Raw genomic sequence first — 18,237 nt, 5'->3', positions numbered from 1 at the left:
GGGTTCAGTGAATCGGTGGCGCTGGGGGTGAGGGAATGCTGAACTGGACTCACTCACGGTTCATTCCATTCACGCGATCACACCGCAGTCGGGGGCTTCAGGGTTGAACACACCACAGCGACAGCAGAGCCTCGGCGTCGACCAGGCCGCCGAAGCCTTCGCCGCCGAAGTCGCCTACTGGCGCGACGTCAAAGGGCTGGCGAAGAAGGCCCTCGCCGCGAGGATGGGGTTCGACGCCTCCTATGTCAGCCACATCGAATCCGGACGCCACCGGCCCACCGAGGACTTCGCCCGCCGAGCCGACGAAGCCCTCGAGTCAGGCACCGCGATCTGGAAACGCTGGCGCGACTACGAGACCGCCAAACTCCACGCCTCCAAGCCCGTGCCGGCCACCACACCGGGCTTGTCGAGCCAGTACCCCGGAACCGATCTCGTCGTCGAGCACGACGCCGCTCGCCTCGACTACGACGGCACCGTCTACCGGCTCACGATGCGCCGGCTGCTGCGCAACATCGGAGTCGAGCCGATCACCCGCTTCCTCATCCGCATCAGCGTCGACCGGTTCCCCGGCGAGCCTGAACGGTCCAAGCAGCATTATCGGCACAATCCACTGACCTGGGACGAACTGGATTTGACCGCAGCCTGCGGTGGTGAGCCGATGCGGTGGGAGGCCAAACACGACCACGACGCGTTCAAAGAAGTGTGGCTGCTGTTCGAAAACGACAACGCCCGATTCCCGCTGTATCCGGGCGATTCGGTGTGGATCGACTACGTCTACAGTGTCGGCGACACCAAATGGGGCCGCTGGTTCCAACGGGCCGTACGCCTGCCCACCGAGCGGCTGGAGGTCACCCTGGCATTCCCCACCGCGCTCGACCCCGCCGTGTGGGGTATCGAAACATCGATGACCGCCGACGCCAGACCACTACCCACCGCACCGGCCAGACACGACGACAACGACACCGCGATCTTCACCTGGAACACCACCCGGCCACCGCTCCACACCCGATACCGGATGGAATGGCGATTCCGATCCTCACCCCAGGCAATCACGCAGGGAAGGAAGCAACCGTGATCGAAACCAAACCCAGCGACGCCATGCGCGGCATCGGAATCGTCCAATCCGACACCCCCATACTCCACCAGCCCAGCCAGCCACTGAACCTCCCAACCGAGCACGACCTCGCCACCGCGATCGTCAACGACCTTATCGCCGCCATGCACCGCGCCCGCCGCGTCCACAACTTCGCCAAAGGGATGGGAATCGCCGCGCCTCAACTCGGTATCGGTCGCAGAGTCGCCGTCGTCCAGCCGCCCGAACCGAACACCGAGACGATCACGCTGCTCAACCCCACCGTCGTCGCCCACTCCGACGACGAAGACGAGCAGTACGAAGGCTGCCTCAGCTTCTTCGACGTCCGCGGAAAAGTACAGCGGCCCCTTCGAATAGAGGTCGAAGCGACCGCACTCACCGGCGAAGTCCACCGGGAGCAGTATCAGGACGGTCTCGCCCGTCTCATACAGCACGAAATCGACCACCTCGACGGCATCCTCTACACCGCGCGCATGAAACCCGAAGTGCAACCGATACCGGTCGAACGATACCGTCAGACCGGCCGCAACTGGAGCTACCAGTAAAGCGACAATCCCACATCGCACCGCCGCAACGGCTCAGGACTGGTCCCGTTTCGCGAGATCAAACCAGCCAGTACACCTCTGAGGGACTCAGACGCCGCCGCGGGCCCGGTCAAGCCGAGATAGACCCGGGGAGGTGGCCGCGGGCGACATCTAGGTACGGGTCGGATTGCACCGTCTGAAGTAGAGGCCGAGTGGCGTACTATCGGTGCGCACTGAAGCGATGAGGGTGGGGTAACCGTGAATCAATCACATTCGAGCCCGGGAGGCGCCGGTAGCGGAGATGCCGTGCAGCCATCATATGGGGCCGGCCCGCCGCCGGTAGATGCCGGCTCACTGCCGCATGACGTGCTGCAGTGGTCAGCGGCTGCATTCGGCGCGGTTGCGCCCGCGGCGACTGTGTTCGGTAAGGCGTTCCTCGAAGCGCTGGGTGAGCGTGCCGCCGACGGTGCGGCAGCGCTTCCGGGCAAGCTTCGCCAACGCTGGTTTCAGCGGGCAAGGCGATCTCACAGTGGCGTCGAGGTGGTGACCGTGCTCGACATCGAGAACGTGGACGCCGCAGCGATTCTGGTCACCGCCGATCTCCCGGACGATGCCCGTCTGGCCCTGCTCGACCTCGATCCCACCGCGCCTGGTGTGCACGGGAAGGTGTTGGGCTGGGACGTCGAATCCCAGCGGTGGGTACCGGTGGAAGTACCAGTCACACAGGTGAGTCCACCGCCGGGCGTCGGGGGATAGGGGTCTGGCCGACCGCGGCAGCGAATCTCTAGGCAGGCCGTTCCTGGACGGTGTACTCCGTCCGGATCGGCCATAGACCTGGGCTGTGCGCTGCCGCCGCACTCGCCAGACCGGGGGCGGGGCGGGAGGTCGGACCAGACGAACGGGTGTCGCTGCGGGCTGTCCGCGCTGCACAATACGAGGGGATCGGCGCAGAGTCATGTCGAACCGGATACGTCAGGCGTATGCCGGAGATCACCTGCCCGCTGTAGGCGATGGGCCTCCTCGTTCATCAGCAATTCGTAGGATCTGTATCGGCCGACCGGATCGAACAGATCGGTCTTGACCAGAAGTTCGTCAGCGCCGGTCGCATCGACCAGCGCCTGTAACTGTGGCAGCACAGTCGCGGCTGCCCCGACGATCACGCCGGTCAGCTCGTCGTCTCAGTCTCGAGGCGTCGTATATCCAGGTGCTTCAGCGAGTTCCGGGCTGGGTAGTTGTATCGGTCGGCCCTGTCGGCGCTGGGCGATCTTCATTCTCAGCGATCCGGCCAGCCATTGAGCTCGCTCGTCGTTCTCGGCGACGATAACTGCCACACTGATCGAGATCCGCGGAGCCGGGTACAGCGATGACGGCTGGAACGTTCGCAGGTATGTTCGTACTGCCGCCACGGTGTTCAGCGGCTTCAAATGGTGGGCGGAGACAAACGGGAGCCCGAGGCTCCCAACGATCCGGGCGGTGTGGTCACCACTGCCGAGCATCCAAATCTCCGGTCTGTTGCCCACGGCGGGCACCGCCGCCGCTTGGCCGTCGCCGTTGTCCGCGTCGAACAGCGCGAGCAGTTCCCGAACCTGATCGTCGAACGGTGTGGCCGTGCGTTCGTGCTCGCCGCGCACACGGTCGGCGATGTCGCGAGGTCCGCCGACCCGAGACCGAGATCGATACGTCCGGGGTGGAAAGCCTCCAAAGTGCCGAACTGTTCAGCGATCACGATCGGAGCGTGGTTGGGCAACATCACCCCGCCGGCTCCGACCCGGATTCGCCGGGTCACCGAGGCAACGCGTTCGACGACGACTGTCGGTGCTGCACTTTCCACGCCTGACATTCCGTGGTGTTCCGGCACGCAGTACCGGTGGTAGCCGAGGTCGTCGACCAACTGTGCCAGCTCGACGCTGTTACACAGCGCCTTGCGCGCGTTCGATCGCTGCGTGATGGGAGCTGTATCCAGAACCGAGATGTGAACCTCGTGCTGCTGTCTCATCCTCGCGAGTTCCCTTCTGCGGCAGGATCCCGTGCTGGTTCAGTTCCCGACCGACGTGCAGTGGTTCCGCGCGCACTGTGGCAATTGGCCGAAGCGTTAGGCGAGCGTTCTTCTGGATACTGCAGCTGCGTTGTCGTCGCCGCTGCGGTTGAACTGTTCGCCGACGAGGATGAGGTGATGTGGCGTGCACTGGGCGAGCAGCGGGTCGGGCGCCCCAAGGTGTCAGGCTGTCAACCAGTCGCGTCGAAAGCGCTCGCGGTCCGACACCGACCCATAAGTCCAAATCCATCCTGTCACACCGACCGCCATCGCCATGGTGTGCTCGGAGAGATTAGACACGGCGGTGAGCAGGTCATCGAAGGTGTGTGTCTCGATGATCGGTGCTGCGCCGGTCCGGGGTGGAAAATGTCGTATGCGAACGACTTCACCCTCAGTCTGATAGTCGTAGTGCGCGGACGCGTTTCGGATGATCGGGTGGACGTTCTCGGCCAGCTGAGGGCACCGGGCCGCCAACTCGGTGCGTACCGTACCGAACCCGGCCGTCCCCGCGGTCGTGCTGTCGAGTGCGCCCATCGCGCCGCTGGCTATCTTGAGCGCGTCCAGAACCAAGTTCCCGTATGCGCGATAGGGACCTTCGACCGTCTTTGCTCCGATGTCGAGGAGATCGTCTACCCAACCCGGGCGTGTACGGTCACCGGCTTCGAGGAGTTGTGTAAGCCGCTGATGTTGGACGATGAGCTTTCGCCACGCGACCGAGCTGGTCGTCAAGAAGAAGTCGAAGTCACCGATCCATCGCGTGTGCGCGGCGGCCGCAGCGTCGAACGCCGCGTGGACGGCTGCGGTTCGGCGCGCCCGGCGCTGCTTGTCGTGCATTGCCCTCGCCACGGTCACGAGCGGAATCAATGGCCGAAGCATTACGGGGTCCCGTTTGGCGATGTCGCCCATTTCGGGGAACACCGAAACCAGCGAGGATCCGCTCGCGGCAGTTGTCGTGCCGGAGTCGAGCGGATTCAGCAGCTGGACCGCGTCGATGATGACCTGGCACGCGGAGTCGAGTATCTCTTGACTGTTCCGCATCCGTTCGGTCGCCACTTCAGCGGTCGGCGCGGTCAGTGTTGTGAAAAAGCCGACCGATGCGGAACCGAACAGCAATACACCGGCGGTCAATGCGCGATGCACCGAGAACAGGATGGGCGGAGGTGCGCTAGACTTGAGATCAATTGCGAGATCAAGTATCTCGTTGGCCAGCGCAAGCAAATTGGACCAGGCGGTCATGGTGCCGATGGCGTCAGGATCGTCGAAATCACCTTCGCCCATCTGAGCAGGGAGGCGATCAGCCCAAACCATCGTGGATTCGAATAGTGTCACCAGCCATCGCCTGAAATCGTCGACAGCCATGCGGGTGCCACTGTTCGATATTGCCAGATTCTGTACGTGTTCAAGGCGTTCCTGCAGCCACACCAGATCAGAGCCGAAATGCTCTATCCGAGCTTCGACCTTTCGATCGACAAGATCCAGTTCCGAACCGCACGTCGAGCAGCGATCTGTGGTGGATGCCGCCACGCCAATGACCTTCCCGCAGCTCGCACATCCGAAGATCGTGAAGCTGATTCGAAATCCACCGGTGGCCCGATGGCCTCGATCCGGTACCAAGCCGGTGGAGCCGCACACCGCGCAAGTGTTCAGTTCATCGCTGGAAAGTCCGGCGCCACACGTTGTACAGCTCTGCACGCTGATACGCCTCCATAGTATTTGTGCTGACTCAACTATCGATATTCCGGGACTGCCGGTCCTGTGCGCAGTCAATCCATACTGCCACCGTAGTCGTCAACCGCCGACATCGAGCTCTTCTCCGGCTCGCGCAATCGCTCTGAGAGGGCGAGATGCATCCGGGGGCCTGGGTCCTGGACACCCACGCAGCGAACCGCGCGCCTGTCGATGGGCTCGCTGATCCAGCTGTACAGGCACGGCCTGCGAAACGCCATCGTCAGCGCGATCCGTGCCGGGGGCTGCTTCAGGATCAGGTGTCAGCACCAATATTGGCCGATCAGAGGAAGTCTCGGGGCGGGCACCCATCGCCCCGACCCTCCGGCAATCGGCATTACGGGATGTTCCCGAGCCGTAGCGAGACTCGTCGGTAGCCCGCCCAGCGGCATTATCGCTCACTCGTCCTGACTGGAGTCAACCTGTATCGCCATCGAAAATGCCGCCACTGGTGACCGTCGTCGACGGAGGTGCCGATGTCCTCGATGCCGGTGAGCTTGACGATCGCCGACAGGCTGCGCGCGTTATCGTCACGGATGCAGACGTGGAAAGCCTCCGCGGGCGCCGCCATGGGATGCTCGCACGCGGCCATCTTGGCTGCGCCCGCGTACCCGCGGCCCCACAACTCGGGATCAACCAGCGTCGAGAAGGACATCCACGGTCCTGTCGGCTCGCTGAACGACTCGCTCGGTGAGAACACCTCCGGCCGGCGCCATCTCGACAGCTCAGCGGAGATAAACGCCACCGACCGCTGACCGTCGTAGGCCACCCAGCTGTGCACCGCGAGGCAGTCATGGAGCCGGATCTCGGGCCGCAGCGTCCGCGCCACCGACAACGCCATCATCGCCTGCGACGCGTGGGCGGGCATCAGTTCGTGACTAGCCCAGCCGAACACCCGGGTCTGAGTATCGCGATCACAGGCTACCCACTCACGCAGAGTCAATCGCGCGGGATTTCCCATTTGGGAACCTTAAGCCGAGATTAACAGCCGCACAACGACACTGGCCGTCGAGGGGATCAAGGGTCGAGACGGCCGCGCGTATTCTACCCGGCCAGGGCCCTTGGCTGCGGTCGGTGTGACGACAACTCGTTCGCGGCCAGAGACGACACCGCGCTGACCCCTGAGGAGTTCATCCGGCTGGCGGAGTTCGTCGCGTTCCAGATCGTCCGTGGCCCTCGAAGGCGCCGGGAACATGAGCTGTTGGTCGACTGGTATGCGAAAACAGCGGCAGCCCTGACAGAGCCGAACAGGCTGTCCGAAGACCAGTTGCGCATCCTTGAGTTCGCTCCCCATCAGAACCAGCACCTCGAACTTTTTCGGCAACTGGCCGACACGGTCACCGAGGAGCTGATGTATCGCACTTTCTGCCTGCTGACCGTCGATCGCCCGCTGTTCTTGATCGATGATGAGACGGTCGTCTTCAACACCGCAGGCGATCCGGTTCACCATCGGCCGGAGTGCGCGATCAATGACGAAGAGTTCCAGCGAGAACTCGAGCGCGCCCGCAAGAAAGGACGCCGGCAGCCTGAGGTTCGCCGGTTGGTGCACCTGTATACGACCGAGCCCCACAATGTCGAGGCAGCCACGGAGATAGCCATGCCGATCAGTCCGCGCACCCTGTTGCTCTTCGGCCCCGCCACCGAGTGGGCCGGTGCGGTGATGTGGGAGCGGGTCTCCGGCTCAGATGCCGACGAGCTGGCCGCGACGATCAACGGTAGAACCGCCCAGGTCTGCCTGGACGTGATCGTCGGACGCATAGACGACCCCCCGTTTCGATCGCTTCCCATCCCGGAGCGTGCGCCGCTGCTTGCGGGCTGTGGCTCCGGCGGCGCGGCCCGAGACGCGCTGATGTCGGCACCGAAGCGGCTACGGCCCCGGCGCCTGGACCGCCACGCGCAGCCCTACAACTCATAGAGTCGCGGATCCCCCCTTAGGATCTCGCCGCCCCACCGCGCACTCTCCGCAGAGGCGGATGTACTGAGCCGCACAGACTCTGGGCCCGCCTGCCACCGCGGCGTGACCCCTTCGCTCAGCGCGCACAGCGGCATTATCCAGCGTTCGCTGGAAGTCCAGAGAAAGAGGACCCGTCGATGCGGCACGGGCGGTCCGAGCATGGCTTCGACGGTCGTCGCTGCCCTGTCAGCGCTGGTCACTGTGAAGGTCTACTACGGCCCGTGAAATACCCGCGATTGGCGCGGCCGAACGGCCTACCATGTTGACGTGGCAACGAACGGTATGGGCGGATTGGTTGGGGAACTGGTCCTCAGCGACGCGTCTCTTAGTGCGCTGCTCGCTGAGATGCGCGAGGCTGTCACTCGGTACGGCCCCGTAGTCGAGCCATCGACGAAATCGACAACAGGCCAGCTCGCAAACGATCTGTTGGGCGTGGAGAAGCGTCACTCGGCGATGCTCCCTCTTGGCCTCCGAGCGTGGCTTCTGCAGGTCAAATCCACAGCTGAACAGCGCAACGCCATTGTTCATGCAATCGGGCGTGATCGCTGTATCAGTTGCGGTCGCAGCTCGATCTTCGAACACAAGAACAGGCCGGTCGATAGGTCGGAGCAGCGGATCCGGACTCTCATTGCGGAGATTGAGGATCTGATAGATGAGGGTGTCAAGCTCGCGGTTGAACTCTCTGACAAGCTCAACCAACTGTCGTTGGCGGCGGCGCAGAAATGCGCTGCCGCGACGGGGGTACCGCAGTCGCCAGTCCAGATCAGGATCGCCGGAACGTGGCACCGGTGCGCCGTGTGCAGTACGGACCAGCAGGCCGAGACCGTAGTAAGTGCACCAGCAGCGGTCATGGTGCTTCCGCCTGGCACCGATATACGTGAGCTGTTCCTCTAGATCAACTGGTACCGGATGTTGATCTGGCGTCCAGCTTTGATCGCGTACACCAGCGCCTCGAACTGCAATCGAGGTTGTTCGGGATGTCTTGCGTCCCAGGCTGATCGGAGCGCCTCGAACCGATCTGCGTCCAGCGCCGGAAGGGAAAATCTGTCAATCCCCTCGAAGTGTGAAGGGTCCTTTATGCGGCCTCGTCTCGTGACCAGGCCGCCCCGGCCGTCGCACACACGGCGGCCATGTGGTTCTCGTAGTCGATCGGTGACAGTGGCGAGTCCCCGATAAGGCGACCACCCGGGAGTAGAGCCCGGGTGGTCCCTGGGAATCCCGGCTCCGCGCCGCCACCGCCGATTCGGGCGCGGCCTATTACTTCACGACCTGCACCACCACCGTTCTCGTCGCCGACGGCCACCGCCGCCTGCTCGCCGCCGCCGAAGCGCTGCGCGCCGGCCTGCCAGGCGCGTCCCGCGTCGAACGAACCAGGATCGCGGTGGCCCTGGCCGCCGGATTCACCCGCGCGGTGGATCCCGACCCCTTGCTCCCGCCCCGGCTGCTCCCGCGACCGTAGATCGGCGCCGCCACCGCGGCCTGCTGGGCCGAACTGGTGCGACACCACCCCGCCCTCGATCCGCCTGTTCCGCTGGTACGCCGAAGCCATCCCCTGGGGCATACAAGATCCGATGAGCGAGTCCCGAGAAGACAGTGCACCGGTCGAACAGGTGAACGCTGCGCGTTTGGCCGCGCGGTCGAGAGTCGGGCGGCCCGCATCGAATTGCAGTGCCGACGGCAGGCCGAACCCGTAACGTGATCGGAGCGCCGCCGATAGTGAGCGCACGGGATCTACGCACTCGCATGAATCGGGAGGGATCATGGTGGCCTCCACCGCACCGCGCTGGCTGGCGAATCAAGCCGCCCTGGAAGCGCAGGCGCCCGCAACCGTCGTAATGTGTATCGGCGCTTTCGCTTTCGGCGTCGTGATTGGTTGGAACCTCTACTATGTGAACCGCTATCGCGTCGATCGAACAGGAGTCCGCGACATCGCGACGCTGCTGTCGGCTCTCGGCGGCGCGGCGGTTCTGACACTGTTTCCGGCGGGCAATGCACTATTCGGTTGGTACTCCATCGGATTGGCGTCGGGATTCTTTTTCTACCTCGTCATCATCGCGCTATTGGTGCGGCGGTCGCGAACACTCGACGTCGATTTCATGCTGACCGGCCGGATTCCGGGTGTGCGGAAGAAGCAGGAACCGTCCCAGCGGCCGATCACCGGCCATGCGCTTCCCGGTGAGGAAATCTGATGTCCAATGGATGCTCGCAACATCGTCCAAATACTGACCCGGCGTGCCGATGATCGGATCTCGGTCGGCACCGGTTACTGGATAGGTTTCTCCTCGATTCTGACAGCCGCGCACGTCGTTCGCGGGGCGGTGTCGGTGAAGATCCGATTCTATGCGGGCTCGACCAGGGAGACGGATATCTTCGGCACGGCCTGGACGGAGGTGATGTCGGATGTCGCGGTGGTTCAATTCGCGGTCCGCAGCGCAGGTCTACACGATCCGGGAGCGGCGACGGTCGGCGTGCTGCTCGATACCGGCTCGGTCTATGACGCGACAGCGGTCGGCTACCCGCTGCTGGCGTGGGACAGCGAGCGTAGATTTCGTGACACATTCCAGGTCATCGGGAATGTGACAGCGCTCTCCGGTGCACGGAGCAGCCAGTTCTGGTTCTACTACAACACCGAAGGCCCACCGAATCGTAACGACAGGCGATGGGAGGGTATGTCCGGGTCTCCCGTCTGGGTGGACAACGTCCTGATCGGCGTCATCGTCGCCGATCACGTGACCGAGCCCGCGGCACTGCTCGCCCGGCGACTGGTTCCGGTCTTCGATGAAGTCTCGCCCGCGCTGCTGAGAATTCTGCGGACGACCCCGGACGGTATCTTTCGAGTCGAGTCGGGTAATGACCGTTCCGGTATCCTCGAGGACCACCGCACCGAGGCGCTGGATCAGCTGCCGTACGCGGGAATTCACGGCCGGTCCGCCGAAATCGGAGATATGGCGGAATTCTGCGCGAGTGCGGATTTCTACCTCACCTGGACAGCGGGAAAATGGTCGGGTAAGACGACCTTGATCCGATACTTCGTAGCGTATCCGCCGGAACGGGTCGAGGTCATATCGTTCTTCGTCAATGCCCGACGTCCTGACCGATGCGATGCCGCGGCCTTCCTCGAGATCGTCCGGATGCAACTGGCTGCGGTCACCACGGCGAAATCGATTCGGGAGGTCACCCGGGGTGCGGAGGCAGGATGGTTGTTTCGTGCGCTCGAGCGCGGAGCGCGTGAGTGCAGAACGCGCGGTAGAGTTTTGGTTCTGTTGATCGACGGTCTAGACGAAGATCGTTATTTCAGTGCGAACTCCGTGGCGACCACGAGTATTGTCTCCTTGCTTCCGGCGCGGGTGATCGACAATCTCAAGATCATCGTGACGAGCCGCCCCTACCCGCCCGTCTTCGAGGGGCTGGACGATGCCCATCCGATGCTGCCTGCGCGGCGCGAACTCTCCCGTTCCGCACATGTCAAGGATATCGAGCGCTCGGCGGCGAAGGAGATCGAGTCGACCGTTGGAGTCGGCGAGGGACTCGCGATGGACATCCTCGGCCTGTTGTCGGCCGCCGATTCCGCGCTGGCCGTCGGCGAACTCGCCGAATTGACGCACGCGACGTTGGCGCAGGTGCGCATGACGATCTGGCATTCCCTGCGACTGAGTGTGGAGATTGTGGGCAGACGCGGCGGCCTCGGTCCGCATGCGTCCGATCTCGTGGTCGCCTCGCACGAAACCCTTGGCGCGCTCATCAAGGAACAGCTCGGGTTGCAGGTTTACGACACCTACTACCAGCGGCTGCGCGAGTGGTCACGCGTTCATCTCCGCAAGGGCTGGACCGACGACACCCCGCAATTCCTCGAGCGCGGCTTGGTGCGACTGCTCGCGCAGCGCGACGATCTCGACGAGTTGTTGGCGCTGGCCTTCGACCGCAGCAGACATCGGTGGCTGATCGGGCGTTTCGGTGGAAGTCATCAGACACTCGAGGAGATTCGCATCTGCGAGGCGATGAACACGACTCTGCCGATGCCCGACATCGGTATCGCGGCCCGTCTGGCCGTGGAACGTGATTTCGTCTCCGCACGGTACCGGTTCGTCTCGGCGGATATGTTGCGGCTGCTGGTGCGCCTTTCCCAGGCGACGGCCGCGAAGTCCATCGCGAACTCGGCCGACAGTCGCAGCTCGACCGATCAATACCTGTACTCCATCGTCGCCGCGCAGATCGACATGGGGGCGCTCGAAGACGCGGCGGCGACTGCTCCGCAGATCAGCAACTCGATGTTGCGGGTGCAGGCCAGAGCGGATATCGCTGTGGCACACGGCCGACGGGGCGACTCGCGCGCCGCCCGCGCGATCTTGCGGGACGTGCGCGCCGGTGTGTCCGATATCTCACCCCACAGCGATCGGGTCAAGGCCCTGATCGCCATCGCGCGCGCGGAGGGAGCCGGGGGGCTGATCGACGACGTCAGCGCGACCCTGGATAGCGCATTCGACCTGCTTTCGGAGCACTCCGGGACGACCACCACCGCGCCCATCTCCGAACGCGTCGCCGGACAGCGTCTCGTCGACATTGTGGCGGCCCAGGTTGAACTGAGCAGATGGGATGAGATCGTCACGACGGCGGTGCGGATCGGATCTCCGCGCAGACGGACTTTCGCCCTCACGGCCGCGGCCGAAGCGCTCGTGGCAGCCGGTGAGCGCCGACGCGCCGAACTCACGCTGTGCGAGGCCGAACGGCTCACCGTACCGCCCCGCCTGATCGAGGAATCGGGGATCGGCGACGAGGACATCCAGAACGCCACCGTGCGGGTCCGGGCCAGTGACCTCGAATGGATCGTATGCCTCGAAGAGATTGCGCGCCGCCAGATCGTGATCGGTGATTGTGCCAACGCGAGACGAACAGCCGAACGTATCCCGAGCAATGAGACGCGAAGCGAGATCTTGATCTCGATAGCGAAGGAACTCGCTGATTCGGACCCGGCGGCCGCGCAGGCCACCTTCGCCGCCGCGCAGGAAATCGCGGACAGGGCGGCGACCTTCGCGAAATTGGCCGCCGCGCAGGCGCATCGAGGATTTTTCGAGGCGGCCGAGCGCACCGCGGCGACCATCGCGGACAAGGGCACACGGTCCGAAGCCATCGCGTCGATCGCCATCGCTCGGGCCGATCGAGGTGATTTCGACGCGGCGCTGACATCGCTCACCGACCTGCCGGGCAGACAGGCGGCGGAGGTCGTGGAACATGTCGCGATCCGACTTGCCCGAGACGGACGCTACGGGGAGGCCAGGGCCGCCGCGGAGGCTGAGCGCGTACGGCGGTGGGCCCTGCCTATGATGCCGATGATCCTCGCTCGCGCGCGCGCAGACAATGCGGAATTCGAGGACGCCGTGGCCACACTTCCCGAGATCGCCAACACATCGGATCGCGACGAATGTCGGGTGTATCTCGCGGAGAGGATGATCAAGGCCGGGTTGTTCGACGAAGCGCTGACCGTCGCGCAGGCGTCGACGGATGAGTCCATTCGATCGACCATCGCCGCGCGGGTCGCTCGCAAGCAGACCCGTGCGGGGCTGTTGGACGCCGCGTTGCGTACCAGCCGATCGATCGTGCAGGCGCGTCCCAGAGCGGAATGCCTGACGCTGATCGCCGAAGCGCTGACCGACCGGGACGACCATGATCGAGCCAGACACGTCCTGGAGTCCGCGATCAATGTCCTGGCGGTCATTACCGATGAGCACGTCTACGCGCAAAGCCTTGCTCATATCGCGCTGGCGCAAACCATGGCGGGCGATTACGCGGAAGGCCAGTCCACGATTCGTCTGGTGTCGGTCGGTCGAGTGCGGCGGCTGACGCTCGCCCATATAGCGCGGGTACTGGCCGAAGGCGGATCGCCCGAGAGCCGGTCGCTCATCGCGGACACCACCACGAGCGTGCAGCGTGCGACGATTGAGATGCGACATAGTCGGTCCTACTGGACATCGACAGCTTTCGCGAGCTATTGGTCCGATCCCTCGGTGACGTCGGTCTTCCGCGCCGATTTTCTCAGTGAGATCGAATTCTCGGTCGAGACCAGCCGCCGAGCCGCCGAATCGCGTGCTGTCAGTGGCGTGCTGGCCCAACTGGTGCGAGCGTACGCGGAGACTGGCGATTTCGCCCGCGCGACGGAACTTCTGGCGAGTATTTCGGTCGATCGGACGGCCATCGATACCTCGGTGTATCTCGCGCGAGCACGGCTCGCCGCCGGTTCGAAGAAGCAGGCCGAGAGAACCCTGGCCGATGCGGTCGAGTCGGCACTCGCCGTCGAGTCGGTCCCGAGTCGGGTCGACCTCTTGTCCCACATCGCGCGAATCCAGGCGCTGGCCGGCAGCCACGACCTCGCCCGCGAGAGTATCGCCGGGGCCTCGGAGGCGGCCTCGATGCTGGAATCGGGCATCGTTGCGGGGGAATGTTTGGCACATATCGCCAGAGCGCAGGCGGTGGTGGGCGACCGCAACGCGGCGGTCGCCACCGCCGACGCCGCGCGAACCTCGGTCGTTTTGAGTGGCGACGACGAGAACTCGTCGGAGGTCCTCGCGCATATCGCGCACGCCTACAGCGCCGCGGGCGAACTCGATTCGGCGCGGGAGGTTCTGAGGGAGGCGATTGGCTGCGCGAGCCGTGCTGATTCGATGACGTTGATCGCTTTGGTCGCGCATCGAACGGGGACAAGGGAATTGGCGGTGTCGGCGGTGCTGGCCGCCCTTTCCTGTCCTGGCTGGCCCGTAGCGCTGCAAGCGGTGGCACTGCTCGACAAGAACGCCGTCGGCGAGGTAGCCGCCACCTACATCGAGCAGGCCGCCCGCATGACCGCTACCGGAAAAGCGCAGTTGACTTGATCCCACGTGAGGTGGTTCGCCGGCGTCCTCTAACGCGGTCGTCTACCGACGGGGTGTGTGATGGGGCCGTTGGATCCGTGCGAGTGGGTGGTGTTCGCCGGTGATCGTCATCAGTGCTTCAATGGCATCCCCGCGCAGGTGGGTGAGGACGGCAGTGTCTTCGTGGTACTGCCCGACATACACCCGCTCGACCGTCTCACCGAACAGCTGGCGGACGTGGGCACGCACGGTCTTGGTGATCGAATAGGTGGTGACCTCCAACTCCTGCGCCCAACGCAGGTTCTCGCGGACGCGGTCCCATAACCCGTCGTAGCGCCTACGGGAGATCGGCTGCCCGTTGCGTTTACGCAGCACGCGATGGGTGTTGCTGGCACCTCCCCGGCGTTCGGCGTGCTTGCCCAATGCGGCCATGAGGCGGGGAGAAACCGGATGCCAGTGAAACCCACCGCCCCGCCTCCGTAGCCGCACGAGGCAGTTGTCGCGGTCGAGATCGTGAAGCGCGAGATCGATGGCAGCTTGCCGATCGCATGCGGTTTGGATGTGCAGCATGACGATCAGTTCGTCCAACTCGGGGTCGTCACCGGTGCTGGACGCGATCCGATGAACGTCCCGCAGCTGCTCGCTGGTCAGAACGTCGCCTTTGGCCGGTACGCCGGCCGGGAAGCTTCGCTGCCGCAGCTGGGTTGCTGGAGGGATCGATGAGCCGGTCGCGTTCGGCGTGCTTGTAGAGGCGCCGCATCGCTGATAGCAGGTTCTCTGCCGCTGCATGTCCGCCACGGGAGTTGGCGCGACCGCGGGAGCGTATCTGATGGGCTTCCATCAGTTCTTCAATCTGCTCGGTGGTCGGCTCGCTCAGCTGCCGCTCACCCCATACCTGACTGATCACACGCCACGATGACTCGTAGGTCGCTAGCGTCGTCGGCGGCACCTTCGTACGCAGTTGGTCGATGTACTCACGAAGCCGAGGACGATCAGCCGGTGAACGACCCGCATCATCGGCGCTGCGGTCGAGAACCGGCGGCTGGTGGGGGAGCGGGGGTGGTGTGAGGGGGACTTCGTCGAAACTCATGGTGCTCCTGGAGCCGAGGTGATGTGACGGCGCGTGTGAGACGGCACTGTTGCTCGGCTGGAAGATGATCCGGGGAATCCGACAGCACCAGCGCCGCCCCCGCTGGACCGGGTGATCGACCACCCTTACTCGAACCGGAAAGACTTCACGGCTCGCGGTGACCATCACCACTGTCAGGTACTCATCATCCGATGCTTGCCACAGCACGGTCAAGATCTTCAAGGCAGATTCACCGTGACGACTTTTACCCAGGTCATCGGGCTGAAGGTGATCCGGTCGGACATGCTCGGTCACGGGGAACGGATACAGGCCCGCGCGCAGCCACGGCGGCGGATCCTTCGTGTCAGCCACAGCGACACCACGGCCGTGTCCGAGCCGTTCAATGACACCAACGCGCGGCAATCTTGCCGCCGAAAACGGGTCCAGACCCTGGTTAAAGGCCAAAAAATACACGGTTCTGCGGCTAATCTGCCACAGAACCGTGTCATTGAGTGTCCGGAGGGGGACTTGAACCCCCACGCCCGATAAAGGGCACTAGCACCTCAAGCTAGCGCGTCTGCCATTCCGCCACCCGGACCGGTGTGCTCAGCAAGATTATCGGATCACTCCGCGTGGACCAAATCGCGGCTGGACCTGCGGATACTCGAGCATGTCGGGATGGGTGGTCGCATGACTATCCGTGCGGGCGGGGGCCGATGAGGCGCCGTTCGGTTGGGTGCCTTATCGGCATGTCGGGCTATGCGGTGGAGCGGCCGGCGTGTGGCTCTAGCGCTGCTCGACCGCGGGGCCGCGGGGACCGGGCGTGACCGGGATGCGGTCCGTGTGACTGTTCGTCGATTGGCCCGTTGTGCTGCGCATACGAGTAGCCGGCACTCGATCCCTCATGGCTATGGGTCCGATGCTCGCGTCAGCCGAAAGCGTGTCAGCCGGCCCGGCTGGCGGCGGTTGCCGCCCGGATCGTGGCCTGGCTGGACCTCACCGATCCGACGTTGACGCGCCGCCCGGCCGGTCAACTGGCTCCATCGAAGGGCGAGCTGCTCAGGAACACCGCGCGTGCGCACAAGCGAACGGTGAATGCCAATAGTTTGCCTGTCGTGATCGATCAACGCGAGGCAGGGTGGGGAGAGTGATGGCGTACCGAGTTACGGGCGCATCGCTAGGACCTCAAAAATCACACTGAGCTGGTCGGATTATGGGCTCTGCGGTGAGCGGATCCTCCCTGAGGGTGACCTTCGAGAGGCCGAAGCCGTAGCGGATCTCGGGGAAACAAGTAGGTAGCTACTCGCGTCTCGAGGAAGATGTGCGCCCACACTCGACTGGATCCTCGAGGGCATACCGGCCTCGGGGGGAGGTGATCATGAGAAACGACTCGCAAGCACTTCTCGTCGCGGTGGCCATAGCGGGCCTGGTCGGCGTCGTGCCGGTATCCGTCGCGGCACCGGAGCCGATTCCCACCGTGCCCGTCCCGCCCAGCACGGCGGGACCGGTGTGGCCGGTGGTCACGCCGACGGATAGCGCGCCGCCTTCGACTGGGGAAACGGAGCCGCAGACCACCACCAAGACGCCCGATCCCACGGCCACGTCGACGAATCCTGAGCCGACAACCACTACGACCAAGCCGAATCCACCGACCACCACAACCGAACCGCTCCGGACAACTGCGCGCCCACCGAGTGCCGGCCCGACCCCCGTAACGTCCGGGAGTGCCGCGCCCACGCTCGTCGCTCCGGCCACCGCGGAACTCGGCACCACGATCACCGTTCGGGGCGAGCGCTGGCCGTGTGATCTGGTGCGTGCTCTTCCGGACTGGTCCGCATCGGCGCCTGCCCAGGTACGGGGTGGCGTGTTCGATGTTCGCGTCGATGTGCCCGACGGGGTCCAGCTGGGTTCCCACGCCATTTCCGCCACGTGCGTCGGAGCCTCCCCGGGCGTTGCCGCGAGGACATCCATCGAGATGATCCCCGCGCGGCTGGTCACCACTACCGACGACCGCGCGAACACAGGACCGCCCGGCGAGCGTCCACCGTCGCCGGGACAAGCCGAGGACAGTGATCGGAACACCGGCGTCGGCGACCTACTCGGCCTCGGAGGGTTCGTTCTCCTCCTCGGCGCCGCGGCGCTGGTTGTACGCGGTCGCCGGAAACGCCCGAATGAGGCGCCGCGCAACAAGGATCCGCGTCTTCCGCAGGTACACGTGCGGGTGGTCGCGGATGTCCCCCCGATGATCCACGTTCGCCAGGTCCCCCGTGCCCCGGACGTGCGGGTACGGCTGCGGGCCTGCGAGCCGTGGCTGAACGTCAAGGAGGTGCTCGGATGACGAGTCCAGCGTCGATGAGTGCTCGGTCGGTTCTGTTCCACAACGCCCCGCACGATGTCGAGGTGGGTGAACTGGCCGAGTGCCTGCACGAAAGGGGCGCCGAACGCTTGGCCCTGCGCCGGGCGCCGGCCGTGGCCCGGACGCTGGGGGCGGTGGCGCTGCACGAGGTGGCCGAGACCATCGATGGGCTGCTCGAGGTCGACTTGGGCAGTGTCGCGATCGGGGGTTGGCGCCGCTACGACCGGTTGCGCTCGGCGGCGATGCGTACCCGCGCCGGTGGAACCGAACAGGTCACGCTGTTCGAACACGAGATCACCCAGACCTACCGTCCGTGCCTGGACGTCACCGTCGACGGAAATCCGGTCGGGGAGTTCACGATAGAACTCTGCGTCACGATACTGCTGCAGCCGCTCGCCGCCACCGTCCGCAACGGGATGCTGGCGGCACTGGGCCCCGGTGACTGCACCGTGACGGTATCGATCGGCGCGCCGGAACTCGGGCCGATCATGCGGCGCGAACGCAGGCTGCACACGGCGACGATGATCGACCTTCGACGGCCCGTACCCCTCGTCGAGCTGCCTGCGACCTTGCCCGTCGGGCGCGGGCCCACGGCGCGCCCACCGCAGGCACGGTGGGGCGGTGGGTGAGTTCGACCGG

Annotated in this window: 14 protein-coding genes, 1 tRNA gene and 3 pseudogenes; 10 read left to right on the top strand and 8 right to left on the bottom strand. The window is 64.6% G+C overall.

Annotated elements, in window-relative coordinates; translation table 11 throughout:
- The first annotated feature begins 103 nt into the window (after positions 1–103).
- From ABZ803_RS29775 to ABZ803_RS29765, 3 genes are all read left to right on the top strand, one after another.
- Entirely contained in the window at positions 104–1,075 is a 972-nt protein-coding gene (locus tag ABZ803_RS29775; protein WP_357044369.1) for a helix-turn-helix transcriptional regulator, read from the top strand.
- Complete coding sequence (def, locus tag ABZ803_RS29770; RefSeq protein WP_357044367.1) at positions 1,021–1,638, top strand: peptide deformylase; 618 nt, start codon at positions 1,021–1,023, stop codon at positions 1,636–1,638. The genes ABZ803_RS29775 and def overlap by 55 nt, the downstream gene beginning before the upstream one ends.
- 528 nt (positions 1,639–2,166) lie before the next feature.
- Positions 2,167–2,373 (top strand): hypothetical protein, encoded by a 207-nt coding sequence (locus ABZ803_RS29765; protein ID WP_357044365.1) that lies wholly within the window; start codon positions 2,167–2,169, stop codon positions 2,371–2,373.
- 197 nt (positions 2,374–2,570) lie between these two features.
- On the opposite strand, the gene ABZ803_RS29760 is transcribed toward ABZ803_RS29765, so the two are convergent.
- The 5 genes and pseudogenes from ABZ803_RS29760 to ABZ803_RS29740 all read right to left on the bottom strand — a co-directional run bounded on the left by ABZ803_RS29760 (position 2,571) and on the right by ABZ803_RS29740 (position 6,338).
- Positions 2,571–2,777: a hypothetical protein gene (locus ABZ803_RS29760; protein WP_357044363.1), complete on the bottom strand. Its 207-nt coding sequence runs from the start codon at positions 2,775–2,777 to the stop codon at positions 2,571–2,573.
- 18 nt (positions 2,778–2,795) lie between these two features.
- Positions 2,796–3,248, bottom strand: coding sequence for a hypothetical protein (locus tag ABZ803_RS29755; protein WP_357044399.1), 453 nt, complete (start codon positions 3,246–3,248; stop codon positions 2,796–2,798).
- Between the two features lie 20 nt (positions 3,249–3,268).
- Positions 3,269–3,613 (bottom strand): annotated as a pseudogene (locus tag ABZ803_RS29750) (MsnO8 family LLM class oxidoreductase); the annotation flags it as partial.
- A gap of 222 nt (positions 3,614–3,835) precedes the next feature.
- Positions 3,836–5,176: a hypothetical protein gene (locus ABZ803_RS29745; protein ID WP_357044361.1), complete on the bottom strand. Its 1,341-nt coding sequence runs from the start codon at positions 5,174–5,176 to the stop codon at positions 3,836–3,838.
- Positions 5,177–5,768: 592 nt separating this feature from the next.
- Entirely contained in the window at positions 5,769–6,338 is a 570-nt protein-coding gene (locus ABZ803_RS29740; RefSeq protein ID WP_357044359.1) for a hypothetical protein, read from the bottom strand.
- 150 nt (positions 6,339–6,488) lie between these two features.
- Between ABZ803_RS29740 and ABZ803_RS29735 the strand changes: the two are divergent.
- The 5 genes and pseudogenes from ABZ803_RS29735 to ABZ803_RS29715 all read left to right on the top strand — a co-directional run.
- A pseudogene (locus tag ABZ803_RS29735) lies at positions 6,489–7,292 on the top strand (DUF4238 domain-containing protein); the annotation flags it as partial.
- Positions 7,293–7,598: 306 nt separating this feature from the next.
- Positions 7,599–8,225 carry a hypothetical protein gene (locus tag ABZ803_RS29730; RefSeq protein WP_357044357.1) on the top strand — a complete coding sequence of 209 codons (627 nt, stop codon included), beginning with the start codon at positions 7,599–7,601 and terminating at the stop codon, positions 8,223–8,225.
- A 394-nt stretch (positions 8,226–8,619) separates the two neighbouring features.
- Positions 8,620–8,893: pseudogene (locus ABZ803_RS29725) on the top strand (transcriptional regulator); the annotation flags it as partial.
- Positions 8,894–9,091: 198 nt separating this feature from the next.
- Entirely contained in the window at positions 9,092–9,520 is a 429-nt protein-coding gene (locus ABZ803_RS29720; protein ID WP_357044355.1) for a hypothetical protein, read from the top strand.
- Positions 9,521–9,526: 6 nt separating this feature from the next.
- The gene (locus ABZ803_RS29715) at positions 9,527–14,194 is read left to right on the top strand and encodes a serine protease (protein ID WP_357044353.1); all 4,668 of its coding nucleotides are present in this window, start codon (positions 9,527–9,529) and stop codon (positions 14,192–14,194) included.
- A 42-nt stretch (positions 14,195–14,236) separates the two neighbouring features.
- On the opposite strand, the gene ABZ803_RS29710 is transcribed toward ABZ803_RS29715, so the two are convergent.
- The 3 genes from ABZ803_RS29710 to ABZ803_RS29700 all read right to left on the bottom strand — a co-directional run bounded on the left by ABZ803_RS29710 (position 14,237) and on the right by ABZ803_RS29700 (position 15,840).
- On the bottom strand, positions 14,237–14,761 hold the full coding sequence (locus tag ABZ803_RS29710; RefSeq protein WP_357044351.1) for a hypothetical protein: 525 nt from the start codon (positions 14,759–14,761) through the stop codon (positions 14,237–14,239).
- Between the two features lie 10 nt (positions 14,762–14,771).
- Complete coding sequence (locus tag ABZ803_RS29705; protein WP_357044349.1) at positions 14,772–15,614, bottom strand: hypothetical protein; 843 nt, start codon at positions 15,612–15,614, stop codon at positions 14,772–14,774.
- A 141-nt stretch (positions 15,615–15,755) separates the two neighbouring features.
- Positions 15,756–15,840 (bottom strand) — tRNA-Leu (locus ABZ803_RS29700).
- A gap of 780 nt (positions 15,841–16,620) precedes the next feature.
- Here ABZ803_RS29700 and ABZ803_RS29695 point away from each other — a divergent pair.
- Positions 16,621–17,580 carry a hypothetical protein gene (locus tag ABZ803_RS29695; protein WP_357044347.1) on the top strand — a complete coding sequence of 320 codons (960 nt, stop codon included), beginning with the start codon at positions 16,621–16,623 and terminating at the stop codon, positions 17,578–17,580.
- Positions 17,577–18,227, top strand: a complete 651-nt coding sequence (locus ABZ803_RS29690) for a hypothetical protein (RefSeq protein ID WP_357044345.1) — start codon at positions 17,577–17,579, stop codon at positions 18,225–18,227. Before ABZ803_RS29695 ends, ABZ803_RS29690 begins: the two co-directional genes overlap by 4 nt.
- The last annotated feature ends 10 nt before the right edge of the window (positions 18,228–18,237 follow it).

Source organism: Nocardia sp. NPDC047648 (genome assembly GCF_040642815.1).
Taxonomy (GTDB): domain Bacteria; phylum Actinomycetota; class Actinomycetes; order Mycobacteriales; family Mycobacteriaceae; genus Nocardia; species Nocardia gamkensis.
Note: the sequence above shows the minus strand (reverse complement) of the source record. Positions and strands in the feature narration are given on the sequence as shown.